Source organism: Pseudomonas sp. Pseusp10 (assembly GCF_059492225.1).
Window position 1 is genome coordinate 2,509,397 of sequence record NZ_CP168528.1, and the last position, 15,609, is coordinate 2,525,005.

Here is a 15,609-nt window from a genome sequence, read left to right on the forward strand (position 1 = left end):
CGATGGCGTCGTGTCAGCCGGTAAAAATGGTGCCTGACACACAGCTATCGCGAGCAGGCTCGCTCCTACAGGTTGTTTTACGCTGACTCAGATAACTAGGGCGGATCAAGCCGATCCAGCGCCCGATTCACCGTCAGCTCCCCCAGCATGATCACCTGCGCAATCCCCAACAGCGCATTGCGACTTGTCCCCTGCAAATGATCCACCAGGTCGTTGGCCATGACATTGGCCGACGCCAGCGATTCGCAGGCGTGCACCAGCAGGGTTTCGGTACTGAGCTCGGGGTTGACGATGAACATCGTGCCGGGTGTGCGCGGGGTGGCCATGATGTTGGGGCCTGGATCGAAGGCGCATTCGGCGGTTTTGTGGAATTGTTTTGAATCGGGACTTTCGCGTGGGGAGGCCGGGTCGGAGTCCGGCGGATTTGGCGTAACCTTGAACATAGATACTTACCTTTAAAGAGGGCCGCACCAGTTCGCTACTAAACGAAGGGGCGGCAGCTGTGCGCAAGTTAGTAGACCGGTGAGGTAAGCAAAAACCGGCGCGCCCGAGGACGCCATGCGCACAGCCACCATCAAGCACAGGCGGATACCTGACTGATGATACTCATGCGACCGCTCTTACCTTGGCCGGGCTACTAAACCCGATCACTGGAAATCAGTGACCCGAACCAAGTTACCGACGACCCCCAAGGCGCACAAGCCGGCGGATTCTGGCGTACCTGTAGGCAACGGCGCAAGGCGTTGTGGCTTTCACGAAGTAACCTACAGAGCGTTTAAACAAGCGTGGCTGAGTGGTGTTTGTCAGCGACGATCTGATTCCTGCCCTCGTTGTGTTTCGAAAAAAAATACACAGAAAACATCTGATGGGTTATTCGGTTTTGTGTCCCTCGACATATCACGCAAAGCTGCTAGATTCACCACCCGATTGGCACGACAAGGAATGTTCGTTCATGAAATTTGGCTACCTGATCATCTACGTCAAGGATGTAGAAGCTTCACTCAAGTTCTTCTCGGCGGCCTTCGGCCTCAGTGTTCGCTTCATCCATGAGTCCGGCACCTATGGCGAACTCGAAACCGGCGAAACCGCACTGGCATTCGCCGCCGATGAACTGGCCGCGTCGAACTTCAGCACCGGCCATGTCTCCGCGCACTCATCTCCCAAACCGTTAGGCATCGAAGTCGGGCTGGTGACCGAGGATGTCCCCGCGGCCCATGCCAAAGCGATTCAAGCAGGCGCTAGCGAAATCGCTGCCCCGACTACCAAGCCCTGGGGGCAAACCGTGTCTTACGTTCGGTGCCCGGATGGAACGCTGGTTGAGCTGTGCACACCCGTAAACGCTCCAGAGAGCGAGTCTCAGACTTGAAGTGACCCGTGCAGACAAGCCAGGCAGCAACCAGAACATGGTCACGTCAATGAACGAATTGGTGATATGTAAAATCTCCGGGCTCACGCCACAAATCCGCGAACTGGAGGCTGAGGCCGTTGCAGAAGGCTTCAGGTTCCTCACCCGGTTGATTGCGGAATGGGAAAGCGGGGCCAATCGGTTCGATCAGCAGGGTGAGTGCTTTTTGGGGGTGTTTCGCAACGGGCGGCTGATTGCCATAGGAGGTCTTTCATCAGACCCATTTGCCGAACCGGATGCAGGGCGATTACGGCGGGTCTACGTCGCACGTGCATCAAGGGGCCAGAACGTGGGTAAAGCGTTGGTGCAGCAACTGCTGGAATTGGCGTCCGGGCATTTCCGCGTTGTGCGACTGTCCACGGACACACCCGAAGGCGCTGCCTTTTACCTTCGCTGCGGGTTCCGGCCGATACAGGATGATTTTGCGACGCACATGAAGTCACTGGTGGATGTCCCATAGACAATGGGACATCGCTCTTGAAGTGCCTAACCGACTTTTTCGCCCAGTATCGGCTGTGTATGATCACTACGGCCCGATGCCGCCCGCCGCTCGCTCCCGCCGGGAAAGGTGAAAGCAACTCTTCCTTATTGATCAGCCGTTGCGCACCGGAGCGACCCGGTCCGCTTTGAACCACGACGATTTGCCCCCGGTATTAAGGATGAACACGCTATGACCACGCAGAACACTTCGCTTCAAGACATCGCTGCGCCTGAAGGCGTTTGTTATGGCTGCGGCAGCCAAAACCCGCACGGGCTGCACGTCAAGAGCTTCTGGCATGAAGACGGGGTGCATGTCATGGCCGAGCATATGCCGGATGACAAGTATTGCGGCTGGCCGGATCTGGTTTACGGCGGTTTGATCGCGATGCTGGTGGATTGCCACTCCAACTGGGCGGCGATGGCTTATCACTACCGGGCAGAACAGCGCGAAGTGGGCAGCTTGCCCCACATCACCTGCGTCACCGGTAACCTGGGCATCAAGTTCATCAAGCCCACCCCGATGGGCGTGCGCCTGACACTGCGGGCAAAAGTCGAGGGCGATGTCGGGCGCAAGAGTCGCGTCATCTGTGAGGTTTTCGCCGGGGATGTCCTGACGGCTGTCGGGGACTCCACTTTTGTCCGTGTCGATACCGAGCAACTGAGGGCCGCCGCGCACGAGCGTCAGGTCGAATCCTGAAGCAAATCAGGCACAGACTGTCGTCGGAAGCCGAAAACACAACCGGGCCGCACGCGGCCAATGCTGTTCAGTCGAGGCTTTGGTCACTGCAACTCCTGTGGGAGCGAGCTTGCTCGCGATGACGATTGCACAGTCAACATCATTGTTGACTGACATTGCGCTATCGCGAGCAAGCTCGCTCCCACAAGGGGCCCGGTTTTTTGTTGCAGATGAGGCTGTCAGCGATCAGTACTGTGCGCGCAGGCTCAGGGTCAGTGTGCGCGGGTCGCCGTAGAAGTTGGTGCCCCAGGAGGCATCGACGCGGTCGTAGTACTTGCGGTCGAACAGGTTGTTGGCGGTCAGTGTCGACGACAGGTTTTCGTTGAACTTGTAGCCGACCTGCGCCGTGGCAATGGCAAAGCCGCCTTGTTTGAACTTCACGTCACGCTGATAGTAGGTGTCGCTGACCACACGCACGCCACCGCCGACGCTGAAGTCCTTGAGCGCACCGTCGGTGAACTCGTATTTGTTCCACAGGTTGAAGTTGTGCTTGGGCGTGATGGTGCTGAAGGTCTTGCCTTTGTTGGCCTGATCGCCGTCCAGAAACTTGGTGGAGGTGTAGGCATAACCGGTGACGATGCTCCAGTTCTCGGTCAGGTTGCCGCTCAGCTCGGTTTCCCAACCCTCGCTGCGGGCCTTGCCTTCGGTCATGTAGGCACCGGAGGTGTTGTCGTATTCGGCGCGGTTTTCATCGTAGATGCGAAAGGCTGCGATGCTGGCGTTCAGGCGTCCGTCGTAGAATTCGCGCTTGAGGCCAATCTCGTACTGCTTGCCTTCGCGCGGGCCGACCGGCTGGCCGTCGGTACCGATTTCGCTTTGGGGTTTGAACACGCCGGTGTAGCTGAAGTAGGTCGACAGTTGCGGGGTGATCTTGCCGATGATGGCGCCGTACGGCACGACCTTGCGGTTGATGCTGGTGTGGGCTTCGCCGAAGTTGTTGAAGAAGGCGTTGGCGTTCTTCGCGTCGCTTTCGTACCAGGTTACGCGGCTGCCGCCGATGACGTCGAGCCAGTCGGTGACGTTGAACTTGGCGCGGGTGTAGACGCCGTACTGATCGGACTTGGACCAGTTGCCGTTGACGTGCGCATAGTCATTGTGGGGAATGTCTATGCTGCCCGGATCGAACACGTTGATCGGGAAGTACTCGCCGCCGCCGTAGGTAAAGTCTCTGTCCTGGTGCTGGTACTCGGCGCCGAGGGTGAACTCGTGCCGGCGATTGGCGAACTCGAACGGCGTGGTGACGAAGCTGTCGACACCGATGGTCTTGATGTGGGTGTAGTAGTCGTAGGCCACGGCCCAGCTGTCACCGGTGGCCGGGTCGACCGCGCCGTCGGCCCAGGTGAAGTTACGCTCCGGGGTTTCGGCGTCGCGGTAGGTCAGGGTGGTCTTGAACTGACCGCCGTTGTCCAGTTCGTGATCGAGTTCGGCGAAGGTTTCCCAGACTTTTTCGTTGAGGGTGTTCCACTTGGCGTCGACGAAGGTCGAGCGCGGCACGTCGAGCAATGAGCCGTCGGCATAGGCCGGCAAGCCGAACGCCGGGGTGGAGTTGTTCTTCTGGTAAGCGCCGCCGACCGACAGGGTGGTGGCCGGGTCGAGGTCGAATTCCAGGCGACCGTAGACCATCGGTCGTTCGTTCTTCGCGTGGTCGACGAAGGACTTGTTGTTCTCGTAGGCCGTGATGAAGCGACCGCGCACGGTGCCCTGGTCGTTCAACGGGCCGGTGACGTCCACCGAAGAACGGTAGCGATCGTAGGAGCCTGCGGCCAGTTCGCCACCGAGGGCGAATTTGCTCAGGGCGCGCTTGCGCACCACGTTGATCGTACCGCCGGGTTCACCCGCGCCCTGGTACAGGCCCGACGGGCCGCGCAGCACTTCGATGCGGTCGTACATCGCCAGGTCGAAACTGGTGGCCATGTCGCCCTGGCCGGTGGGTTGCGAGACGCCGTCGACCTGCACCTGGTCAACGAGGAAGCCGCGCATAAAGATGTCGTTGAGGCTGGAGCCGGAGTTGTAGGTCTTGATGGTCACGCCGGTGACCTGACGCAGGGCGTCCTGCAGGCTGTTCAGGTTCTGGTCGTCCATGCGCTGGCGCGTGACGACGGACACCGACTGCGGGATGTCCTTGACCTTGATGTTGCCTTTGCCGATGGTCACTTCATCGCTGGTGTAGGAGTGCGAGCCTTCAGTGGTCGGCCCCAGCGCCACGCCAGTGATGGACGTTGCACCCAGTTGCAGCGCACTGGAGTCACCTGACGATGGCACCAGCGACACGGTGTTGCCATTCAACTGAAAATTGATGCCGCTCCCCAGCAGCAAGCTTTTCAGTGCCTGTTCCGGTTCCATGTTGCCGGACACTGCCGTGGACTTGATGCCGTTGACCATGTCCTGGCTGTAGAGAATCTGCAGGTTGGTCTGCTGGCCCAGTTGGCGCAATGCACTGGCCAGCGATTGGGCCGGTACATTGACGTTCACCGGGGCCGCCTCGACCTGGGAAGTGCCCAGCAGCAACAGGGTCAACAGCGCGCCCGGCACGACGGTTCGGAGTTTCTTTTGCCGTTCGATGGCTAATGCCAAGGGTGCGCGGGACAGAGTAGGGCTTTGCATTGCTCGAATCGCTCCAGAATGGTGTGTGCAGTTTTTTAGTTAATGATAATTATTATTAGACGTACCACTTTGGCTAAACCGGAAAACAAACTTCAAAAAACAATGATTTGCGTGCGGCAACTGCACCTTGAGGTTTTCGATGGAGAAGCGCCCGGCATCGAGTTTGGCCTGTTGCGTGGACGGGTCGATTTCCACCAGCAACTGGCCTTCCTTGACCACATCCCCGACTTCCACGTGGATCTTGTGGATATGCCCGCAGGCCTGGGCACCGACGTCGACATAACGCCGCGGTTGCAGGGTGCCCAATGCCGTGACGCTGCTTTCAATGTCGGCGCGGCTGACCTGGACGGTGGCGAACTGGTCGCGGCCCGGCGGGATGAACTGCCAGGCAGCGACGGCAACTACGGGGATCAGACAAAGTGCTGCAAGCGGGGCGCGTCGGGTCTGTCGGGCGTTTCATGCAGGGTTCCGGCCTGGGGGAATCGGCCAGTCGTTCAGCGGCGGGGAGACCGGGGCGCAGACGGGGGAGCTGTCCTGTAAACGATGAACCGGGCGAGGAATTCAGGTGGTGACACAAACCCTTGTAGGAGCGAGCTTGCTCGCGATGGACGTCAACGATAACGCGTGCTGTCTGGATCAACGCGTTGTCCTTGATGCCATCGCGAGCAAGCTCGCTCCTACAGGGTTCGTGACTAAATGCCCGACAAGTTGAACCAGTACTTTAAATCTATATGAGAATTACTATAAATTACGCGGATCAAACTGCCACTATCGTGCTACTGCGTGATTCAGCGGTCGCCGAAACGGTTCAAGGACAGAAACCGCACCCCCCGTGCGGACGGGAGTCATGTTGGAAAACTACTATCGCGAGCTGGTGTGTTTCCTCAACGCCAGGCTGGGCAACCGTCAGGTGGCCGAAGATGTGGTACATGACGCTTATCTGCGCGTGCTGGAACGGACCAGCGATGCGCCGATCGAGCAGCCCCGCGCATTCCTTTATCGCACCGCATTGAACCTGGTCATCGATGACCATCGACGCAACACCCTGCGTCAGGCCGAACCTCTGGATGTGCTCGACAATGAAGAGCGCTTTTTCACCCCTTCGCCTCAAAACGTGCTTGATCAAGGCCAGCGCCTGGAAATGCTCCAGCGGGCCTTGGCGCAGTTGCCGCGTTTGTGCCGCGAGAGTTTCCTGCTGCGCAAGATCGAGGGCCTGTCCCATTCGCAAATTGCCGAGCAACTGGGCATTTCCCGTGCAATGGTCGAGAAGCACATTGTCAATGCCATGAAGCATTGCCGTATACGGATGCGACAGTGGGACGCCCAGTGATCCTGCGCGGGTAAATTTTTTTCACGGTCCTCGTTCCAACTCAACAGACGAACTGTTGTGCGGCCCTTGGTGGGTCAGGTCACTTAGGTTCCATGCCCCGTTTTAGAGGGGAACATCCAGAGGACACTGGACATGACACAGGCAACTGCGTCGCCCGCCATGCGTTCCACACCCTGACCACCCTCTCAAAAGCCACCGCCAACGAACGCGGCATCGAACTGGTGTTGCGCAACAACGCCACCGGTTACGAGCGGCAGATGCACCGCAAGCTTCTGGCACCGCTGGAGGAGTACCTGGGGGATTTCGAGGTCGATCGCCACTACAAACTGATCACGGATGAACGCCAAGGCCGGCCTCTACATGCAGGGCTTTTGTCAGGCCAGCCATCGTCGGAACGCCGCACGGACCAAGCCCGCTCCCACATTTGTCCTGCGAACACTGGTCCATTGTGGGAGCGGGCTTGCTCGCGAAGGGGCCATGGAGAACACCACAAATATTGAATCCTGAACCCTTCCTGAAGAACCCCGCGATTCCCCTTCAGCTCGGCAATGCCTGGTTTACTCAGCAAAAAACGGGGCGTAAGCTTCGCGCGTTTTCATCCATTACGGAGGCCCACAGTGGGTACTTGTTCGAGTGACAGTTGTCGGCCGGTCTCGGTAACCGGCATTTTCTCGGCAAGATAACGCGCAGTCTCCTGTGCCGTTGTCTCGCCGAAAAGCGAGCAGCGGCATCCTGATCATGGCCAGTCCTGGCCGTGTCCCGACGTCCCTTCTCATCGACGCTGAACAGTGCGTGGTTTCGACTTTTTGTCGTGGCCGCCGCCCTATCGACACGCCTGTCATTCGTGACCGGCGCGCCAGGCCTTGCCATGCCGGTTGTTCCGGCGGCAAAGGCATGGACCTGCCTGCTCGACGGTTTCCCGGCTGACCAAAGGGGCACCAGCCATGAAACTTACCCTCAAGGAACTCTTCGCAGGTTTCCTGCGCAACCGCCACATCGCCCGGCACTTCCGTCGCCTGGCTTTGCTGGAAACTTTCACCGACACCACGGTCAGCCGTGAAGTCCCACCCACCCTGGCGCAAACCCTGGTGGCCGCTGCCGGTAGCGACACCGGGCAATTGCTCAGCACGCTGGGCAGTCACACCGACGGCTTGAGCGAGCTTGAAGCCGATGCCTTGCGCCAGCAATACGGCCTCAATGAAGTCGAGCATGAACAGCCGCTGCCTTGGTGGACGCACCTGTGGCACTGCTACAAGAATCCGTTCAACCTGCTGCTGACGTTGCTGGCGGTCATCTCCTGGCTGACCGAGGACATGCAAGCCGCCATCGTGATTTTCTCCATGGTGGTGCTCTCGACCTTGCTGCGTTTCTGGCAGGAAACCAAATCCAACCGGGCCGCTGATGCCCTCAAGGCCATGGTCAGCAACACCGCCACGGTGATGCGCCGGGACCTTGAGGAGCACAGCGCGCAGCGCATCGAATTGCCGATCAGGCAGCTGGTGCCGGGCGATCTGATCGTGCTGTCTGCCGGTGACATGATTCCCGCCGATTGCCGGGTGCTCAGCGCCAAGGACCTGTTCGTCAGCCAGGCGGCCATGACCGGTGAATCGATGCCGGTGGAAAAGTTTCCTCGCCAGCAAGACCGCGACACGCTCAATCCCCTGGACCTGGACAACATCCTGTTCATGGGCACCAACGTGGTGTCCGGTACGGCCATGGCAGTGATTCTCACCACCGGCAACAGCACCTATTTCGGCGCCCTGGCCCAGCGCGTGGGCGCAACCGACCGGGCGCCGACTTCGTTCCAGACCGGAGTCAACAAAGTCAGCTGGCTGCTGATCCGCTTCATGTTCGTGATGGCGCCGCTGGTGTTGTTCATCAACGGTTTCACCAAGGGCGACTGGACCGAAGCGCTGCTGTTCGCGCTGTCGATTGCCGTGGGCCTGACCCCGGAAATGCTGCCGATGATCGTCACCTCGACCCTGGCCAAGGGCGCGGTGTTCCTGTCGCGCAAAAAAGTCATCGTCAAACGCCTCGACGCGATCCAGAACTTCGGCGCGATGGACGTGCTGTGCACCGACAAGACCGGCACCCTGACCCAGGACAAGATCTTCCTGGCGCGCAACGTCGATGTCTGGGGCCGCGATTCCGATGACGTGCTGGAAATGGCCTACCTCAACAGCTACTACCAGACAGGGCTGAAAAACCTGCTGGATGTGGCGGTGCTCGAACACGTCGAAATCCATCGTGAGCTGAAAGTCGGCACGGCGTTTCGCAAGGTCGACGAGATTCCGTTCGACTTCACTCGCCGGCGCATGTCGGTGGTGGTCGCCGAGCACGAGCAACCGCACCTGCTGATCTGCAAGGGCGCGGTGGAAGAAGTGCTGGCGGTCTGCTCGCGGGTACGTCATGGCGAAGTCGATGAAGCGTTGACCGAAGAACTGCTGGCGCGAATCCGTCAGGTCACGGCCACGTTCAACGCCGAAGGTTTGCGGGTGGTTGCCGTAGCAGCCCGGTCAATGATTGAAGGCCGCGACACCTACAGTCTGGCCGATGAACAGGCACTGACGCTGATCGGTTACGTAGCTTTTCTCGATCCGCCGAAAGAGAGCACCGCGCCGGCCCTCAAGGCCCTGGCGGCCCATGGCGTGGCGGTGAAAGTGCTGACCGGCGACAACGAACTGGTGACGGCGAAAATCTGCCGCGAGGTCGGCCTGGAACAGCAAGGCCTGCTGATGGGTAATGACATCGAACGCATGAGCGATGCCGAACTGGCGAATGCCGTGGAGACCACCAACGTCTTCGCCAGACTGACGCCGTCGCACAAGGAGCGCATCGTCCGTCTGCTCAAGGGCAACGGCCATGTGGTCGGTTTCATGGGCGATGGCATCAACGATGCCCCGGCCCTGCGCACCGCCGACATCGGTATTTCCGTGGACAGCGCCGTGGACATCGCCAAGGAAGCGGCCGACATCATCCTGCTGGAAAAGAGCCTGATGGTGCTGGAGGAGGGTGTGCTGGAAGGGCGCCGGACCTTCGCCAACATGCTCAAGTACATCAAGATGACCGCCAGTTCGAACTTCGGCAACGTGTTCTCGGTGCTGGTGGCCAGTGCGTTCATTCCGTTCCTGCCGATGCTGCCGATGCACCTGCTGGTGCAGAACCTGCTCTATGACATTTCGCAGATCGCCATTCCGTTCGATAACGTCGATGACGAAATGCTCAAGCAACCGCAGCGCTGGCAGCCAGCGGATGTCGGGCGCTTCATGCTGTTTTTCGGGCCGATCAGTTCGATCTTCGACATCATGACGTTCGCCTTGATGTGGTACGTGTTCGATGCCAACACCCCGGATCACCAGACCCTGTTCCAGTCCGGCTGGTTTGTGGTCGGGCTGCTGACCCAGACACTGATCGTGCACATGATCCGCACGCCGAAGATCCCGTTCCTGCAGAGCCGCGCGGCCATGCCGTTGCTGGTGATGACCGGATTGATCATGGCCGTGGGGATTTTCCTGCCGATGGGGCCGCTGGCGCATCACTTCAAACTGCAGGCGCTGCCGTCGCTGTACTTCGTGTTCCTGCCCGTGATCCTGCTGGCGTACATGGCGCTGACCCAAGCGGTGAAAGGGTTCTACATCCGCCGGTTTGGCTGGCAGTAATGCTGCCAGATGTAGGAGCGAGCCTGCTCGCGATGGTCGTTAACGATAACGCGTGTTTACTGGCTAAACGCGGCGCTCTTGAGACCATCGCGAGCAAGCTCGCTCCTACAGGGGATCGTGTGTTTTTCAAGGGATTCATCATGCAAGCCATCAACAACCTCAACCTGACCTCCCTGCTCGACACCCTGGTCAGCCTCAGCGCGGCATTCATCCTCGGTGGCCTGATCGGTTTCGAGCGTCAGTACCGGCAACGCACCGCCGGCCTGCGCACCAACGTGCTGGTGGCGGTGGGCGCGGCGATTTTCGTCGATATGGCCAACCGGCTCGCCGGTGCCGAAGGCGCCGTGCGGGTCGTGGCCTACGTGGTTTCCGGCATCGGTTTTCTCGGTGCCGGGGTGATCATGCGCGAAGAGGGTAATGTGCGCGGCCTCAATACTGCCGCGACGCTCTGGACCTCGGCGGCAGTCGGTGCCTGCGCCGGTGCCGACCTGCTGGCCGAAGCGTTGCTCGGCACGCTGTTCGTGCTCGCGGCCAACACCTTGCTGCGACCGATCGTCAACAACATCAACCGTCAGCCGCTGGATGTGATTTCCGCAGAAGTCACCAACATCGTCTATGTCATTGCCCGGCGTACGCAGCAAAAAACCGTGCTGGCCTTGCTCGAAGCCGAACTGGAGCGCAGCAACTATCCGGCCAGCGATGTCGATGTGCATGCCTTCGGCACCGATGAAATTGAAATCGAAGCCACCCTGGCGACCACCTCGGTCGATGGTGATGAACTGGATGCACTGGTGGCACGGATTTCGACGTCGACCCTGGTGGTGCAGGCGTTCTGGAGTCCGAGTACCACGGAGTAAAGCCAGGGTTTCAGGGGCAGAGAGTCGTTGGCGAAGCCTTGAGGCGGTTTTGCGTTTTCCAATCAAGAGCCAGAATAACCAGCATTTATTTAGGAATATTCCTACATAAACCTAGGGCGGTCTTCCGTAGGCTTTGCGACCTCTTGAAACCGACATCCTTTTGGAGGTCACCTTGCCGAACAAATCCTTGCGCATCCTGATCGCCGATGCGCAGCACTTCAACCGCCTGCGGATCGAGCGGCTGTTCAACCAGCTTGGCTACTTTCGCGTTGCACCGGTGCACAGCCTCGACGAGCTCCTTGCACTGGTGGAGTACGGTTGCGAGCCTCTGGATCTGGTGCTCGTCAATGCAGCGATGGCCGGCGGAGCGCTGGACCTGTTCGGTTTCCTTGCCGACAACCCGCAGGTTCATCACGCCTTTATCTTCAATGAACAGCAGGCGCCGTTGCCGCCCGTCGCGGGCAATGTCCAGGTCAGCCAGGCCGCTCTGCCGGACCTGGCGTCAATCACGCAGTTGATGAGCGTCGTCGATCCTCGGCTACCGTTCGTCGGAACTGTCATTTCTGTCAGGTAGTTCTTTCCAGCCATCCATGCAAAAGTCTATGCGCAGCGTTGTGCCCAACCGCTGCAGTGCCTGGAGGGCATTTTTTGCCCGATCGTGTTGGTTTGCACGGGAGTTGTCATGAAGTCAGCACTGATTGTGGAAGATCATCCGGTGGTTCGCTCCATGATCACACTCGTACTCAATAAAGAAGGGTTCGAGCAGATTTACGAGGCTTCCCGTGGCGATGAGGTCTTGTCGTTGATCCGGCAGCATCAACCGGATGTCGTGCTGCTTGATCTGGGCCTTCCCGGTGTGGCGGGGCTTGAGGTGATGGATCGCATCAAGGCCGAGGTCACGTCATGCCGCGTGGTGGTGTTCACCTCGCTGGAGGCCCAGTTTTATCAGGACCGCTGCAGGCGTGCCGGGGCTCTTGCCTATGTTTCCAAGAGCAAGGATCTGGATGACTTGAGGGCGGCGGTGAACTGCGTGATGAAAGGCTATACCTATTTCGCCCAGATTCCTTCGAGTTCCGTGTCGATGGGGGAGTTGCAACGCAGTGAAAAGCAGTTGATCGACAGGCTCTCCAATCGTGAGTTGACCATTCTGCAGTACCTGGCCCGGGGGTCGAAAAACCTGGAAATCGCCGAGATCATGCACCTGAGCTACAAGACCGTCAGTACCTACAAGACCCGACTCATCCTCAAGCTCAACGTGAGCTCGTCGGTGCACTTGAGGGATTTCGCCCTGCGCAATCATTTGATCTGAATGAACGCACTCCGACGACTGGCAGGTGGGATGCTGATTGGCCTTCTTCTCTGGGCATCGACGGTCTGTGCCCAGCAGTCGTTGACCCTGTTGGGACGCTCAAGTGCCGAAGGCATGAGCGTCAGGTTGTCGGAAACCGAGTTGCGCTGGTTGCAGCAAAAGGGGCGATTGGTGCTGGCTGTCTCGTCGCCGGACTATCCCCCCTTCGAGTTCAACACCGCGGGCAGGGTGTTCGAAGGCGTGACAGCCGATTACGCCGGGTTGCTCGAACAGTTGTTGAACGTTGTCATCGAGGTTCAATGTTATCCGTCGCGGGCCGACGCAGTGCAGGCCATCAAGGAAGGGCAGGCAGACCTGCTGGGAACGGCCAATCGATTTGAAGCCGAAGATCCGCAGCTACAGATGTCCAGCGCGTACGCGGTCGATCAACCGGTGCTGGTCACCCGCACCGATTTCCCTCCGGTGCTCGACCCGACACTGGCCGGCAAGCGGCTGGCGATGCTGTATCACTACCTGCCCGAATACAGCGTGCAACAGTTCTATTCCAAAGCGCAGGTCCAGCTGTTTCCCTCGACACTGGCGGCGATGGGCGCCGTGGCGTTCGGCCAGGCCGATGTCTATCTGGGCGATGCGATCAATGCCCATTATCTGATCAGCAAGAATTACCTGGACAATGTGCACCTGACGGACTTCTCGCCCATGGAGTCCGGGCGTTTTGCCTTTGCGATGGCCCGCGACAACGATTCGCTGTTGCGCATCGTCAACAAGGCGCTGGCGGTCATCCCCACCAATAAACAAATGAACATCCTGCGTCGTTGGGGGGCAAACGGAGTGTCTATCCCCGGCACCCAGTCATTGCAATTGAGCGTGGCCGAACAGCACTGGCTCGAACGCCACCCGCGGGTGAGGGTCGCGATCAACGAAAACATCCCGCCGATTTCATTTGTCGACAGCGAAGGCAAGTTTCGCGGTATCGGCGTCGATGTGCTGGCGAAAATCACTTCGCGCACCGGGTTGCAATTTGACATCCAGGGCATGAAATCAGTGACCGAGATGATGACCGGCATCAAGAGCGGGCAGATCGATGTACTGGCCGGTATCGGTCTCAGTTCCCAGCGTGAAGATGAATTGCTGTTCACCCGCGCGTTCCTGAGCAGCCCGTCGGTGCTGGTGACCCGCGTGGCCGCGGACAGCCCCAGAACGCTGGATGACATGGCGGGAAAAACGCTGGCGCTGACCCAGGGCAACATTGCCGGCGAGTACCTTCGCCAGCATTACCCGCTGATCCAGCCGGTGGATGCGCCATTGTCGACGGACACCATGGAAATGGTTGCCCAGGGCAAGGCCCATGGCGGCATCAACTCGTTGATCAGCGCCCGTTACCTGATTTCCCGGCAGTATCGCGATCGCCTGCAAGTGACCAGCACCGTGGGCACCGACCCCGCCCGCAGCACCCTGGCAACCAGTCGCGAGGCCACCGAGCTGCATTCGATCCTGGACAAGGCGCTGTTGAGCATCCCGCCCGAAGAAATTGACGAACTGACCCAACCCTGGCGCTATGACTCGATGGTCGAGCAGAGTTACTGGCTGCGACACCGGCAACCGATCTTGCAGGCGTTTGCGGTGGCGGGTGTCTTGCTGTTGCTCGCGTTGGCCGGGATCGTCTGGCAGCGGCGTCAGATTCGCCAGCGTCAGCAATTGCTGGGGCAATTGCAGGAAGCCAAGGACGCGGCGGACGACGCCAACCGGGCCAAGACCACGTTCCTGGCCACCATGAGCCATGAAATCCGCACACCGATGAACGCATTGATCGGCATGCTCGAACTGGCGCTGAAACGGGCCGATGAAGGGGAGACCGACCGCGCCGCCATCGAGTTGGCGTCCAACGCCGGGCAGCAGTTGCTGGAGTTGATCGGCGACATTCTGGACGTCGCCCGGATCGAATCCGGGCATTTGTCGCTGACGCCGGAGCGGGTCAATCTGCACGCGCTGGTGATGTCGGTCTGCCGGGTTTTCGAAGGGTTGGCGGTGCAGAAGAATCTGCAGTGGCGGGTCGATCTCGACGAACACAGCGACTGTGATGTGATGCTCGATCCCACGCGCTTCAAACAGGTGCTGTCCAATCTGCTGAGCAATGCGATCAAGTTCACCCGGGAAGGCCAGGTGAGCCTGACGCTGCGAGTACGGCCTCAAGCCCCGGCGCACCTCGCCGTCAGCGTACAGATCGAGGACAGCGGCATTGGTATCAGCGCTCTTGACCAGCAACGCCTGTTCAGTTCGTTCGTGCAGGCGGGCAACAGCCAGCAGACGGCCCGGCAAGGTTCCGGCCTGGGCCTGGTTATCAGTCGTACCCTGTGCGAAATGATGGGAGGCCGGTTGCAACTCGACAGTGAGCTTGGGCGCGGCACACGGGTGGACCTCAGCCTGGTGCTGCCCGTCCTGCAGGCTTTGCCGGTCGAAGTGGTGTCCCAGGGGCCGGAGCAGCTTATGACCCGGGCGTTGTCGATTCTGGTGGTCGACGATTATCCGGCCAATCGTCTTTTGCTTTCGCGGCAGCTGAGCTACCTGGGCCATCGCGTGGTGCTGGCTGAAGACGGGGCACAGGGGCTTGAACAATGGCGCGGGCAGGGGTTCGAGCTGGTCATCACCGACTGCAACATGCCGGTGCTCAGCGGTTACGAGTTGGCGGGCGCGATACGTGAGCAAGAGCAGGTGCAGCGCCTGTCGCCGACGCTGATTCTGGGCTTTACCGCCAATGCGCAGGCCGAGGAGAAGGCCCGGTGTCGGGCGGCGGGCATGGATGATTGCCTGTTCAAACCCATTCGCCTGGTGGATTTGCAGGCGTGGCTGGCCCAGCGGTTTTCCAGCGCCCCCTCAGCGGCAATCGAGAACCCTGGCTTCGCCGAGTTCGATTTGAGCGGGCTGGAACGCTATGCGGATTCGGACCGTGAACTGATCGATCAACTGCTGCGCGATCTGGCGCTGACCAACCGCGAGGATCGCGGGCATTTGCTGGCCTTTCACGCTGGCGACAATCGCCCGGGTTTACAGGCGCTGGCACACCGGATCAAGGGCGGGGCGCTGATGGTGCGAGCGCTTGGCCTGGTCGAGTGTTGCGAACAACTGGAGCGGGCGTGCAATGACGGTCGCGCGGCACTGATCGACGACGCCGTCGACCAGTTGCAGCATGCCATGGCCCGCCTGGACCAGCGTCTCGAGCAGGGTTGAG

Annotated in this window: 11 protein-coding genes and 2 pseudogenes; 10 read left to right on the top strand and 3 right to left on the bottom strand. The window is 59.7% G+C overall.

All coding sequences use genetic code 11. The annotated features are described in order from the left end of the window. Positions 1-95 precede the first annotated feature (95 nt). Entirely contained in the window at positions 96-443 is a 348-nt protein-coding gene (locus ACEN8Z_RS11350) for a DUF6124 family protein (protein WP_495597682.1), read from the bottom strand. Positions 444-952: 509 nt separating this feature from the next. On the opposite strand from ACEN8Z_RS11350, the gene ACEN8Z_RS11355 reads away from it, so the two are divergent. The 3 genes from ACEN8Z_RS11355 (at position 953) to ACEN8Z_RS11365 (ending at position 2,582) form a co-directional block, all read left to right on the top strand. After that, entirely contained in the window at positions 953-1,366 is a 414-nt protein-coding gene (locus ACEN8Z_RS11355) for a VOC family protein (protein ID WP_495597683.1), read from the top strand. 37 nt (positions 1,367-1,403) lie between these two features. Next, positions 1,404-1,865: a GNAT family N-acetyltransferase gene (locus tag ACEN8Z_RS11360; protein ID WP_495598117.1), complete on the top strand. Its 462-nt coding sequence runs from the start codon at positions 1,404-1,406 to the stop codon at positions 1,863-1,865. Positions 1,866-2,075: 210 nt separating this feature from the next. Beyond that, a complete protein-coding gene (locus ACEN8Z_RS11365; protein ID WP_108231953.1) occupies positions 2,076-2,582 on the top strand; it encodes a PaaI family thioesterase in 507 nt (168 codons plus the stop codon). A gap of 225 nt (positions 2,583-2,807) precedes the next feature. Here the strand turns inward: ACEN8Z_RS11365 and ACEN8Z_RS11370 are convergent, their stop codons facing one another. Together ACEN8Z_RS11370 and ACEN8Z_RS11375 are read right to left on the bottom strand one after the other, a co-directional pair. Beyond that, a complete protein-coding gene (locus ACEN8Z_RS11370; RefSeq protein ID WP_495597684.1) occupies positions 2,808-5,225 on the bottom strand; it encodes a TonB-dependent siderophore receptor in 2,418 nt (805 codons plus the stop codon). 117 nt (positions 5,226-5,342) lie between these two features. Continuing rightward, positions 5,343-5,639: pseudogene (locus tag ACEN8Z_RS11375) on the bottom strand (efflux RND transporter periplasmic adaptor subunit); the annotation flags it as partial. A 433-nt stretch (positions 5,640-6,072) separates the two neighbouring features. Here ACEN8Z_RS11375 and ACEN8Z_RS11380 point away from each other — a divergent pair. The 7 genes and pseudogenes from ACEN8Z_RS11380 (at position 6,073) to ACEN8Z_RS11410 (ending at position 15,608) form a co-directional block, all read left to right on the top strand. Continuing rightward, positions 6,073-6,555: a sigma-70 family RNA polymerase sigma factor gene (locus ACEN8Z_RS11380; RefSeq protein WP_495597685.1), complete on the top strand. Its 483-nt coding sequence runs from the start codon at positions 6,073-6,075 to the stop codon at positions 6,553-6,555. Between the two features lie 149 nt (positions 6,556-6,704). Further along, a pseudogene (locus tag ACEN8Z_RS11385) lies at positions 6,705-6,942 on the top strand (ornithine monooxygenase); the annotation flags it as partial. 557 nt (positions 6,943-7,499) lie between these two features. Beyond that, on the top strand, positions 7,500-10,214 hold the full coding sequence (gene mgtA, locus ACEN8Z_RS11390) for a magnesium-translocating P-type ATPase (RefSeq protein ID WP_495597686.1): 2,715 nt from the start codon (positions 7,500-7,502) through the stop codon (positions 10,212-10,214). Positions 10,215-10,354: 140 nt separating this feature from the next. Continuing rightward, positions 10,355-11,071 (top strand): MgtC/SapB family protein, encoded by a 717-nt coding sequence (locus ACEN8Z_RS11395; RefSeq protein ID WP_007999644.1) that lies wholly within the window; start codon positions 10,355-10,357, stop codon positions 11,069-11,071. 172 nt (positions 11,072-11,243) lie between these two features. Then, the gene (locus ACEN8Z_RS11400) at positions 11,244-11,645 is read left to right on the top strand and encodes a chemotaxis protein CheY (protein WP_495597687.1); all 402 of its coding nucleotides are present in this window, start codon (positions 11,244-11,246) and stop codon (positions 11,643-11,645) included. 108 nt (positions 11,646-11,753) lie between these two features. After that, positions 11,754-12,380, top strand: coding sequence for a response regulator transcription factor (locus tag ACEN8Z_RS11405; protein WP_007999648.1), 627 nt, complete (start codon positions 11,754-11,756; stop codon positions 12,378-12,380). A 30-nt stretch (positions 12,381-12,410) separates the two neighbouring features. Continuing rightward, positions 12,411-15,608, top strand: coding sequence for a transporter substrate-binding domain-containing protein (locus tag ACEN8Z_RS11410; protein ID WP_495597688.1), 3,198 nt, complete (start codon positions 12,411-12,413; stop codon positions 15,606-15,608). Position 15,609 lies beyond the last annotated feature (1 nt).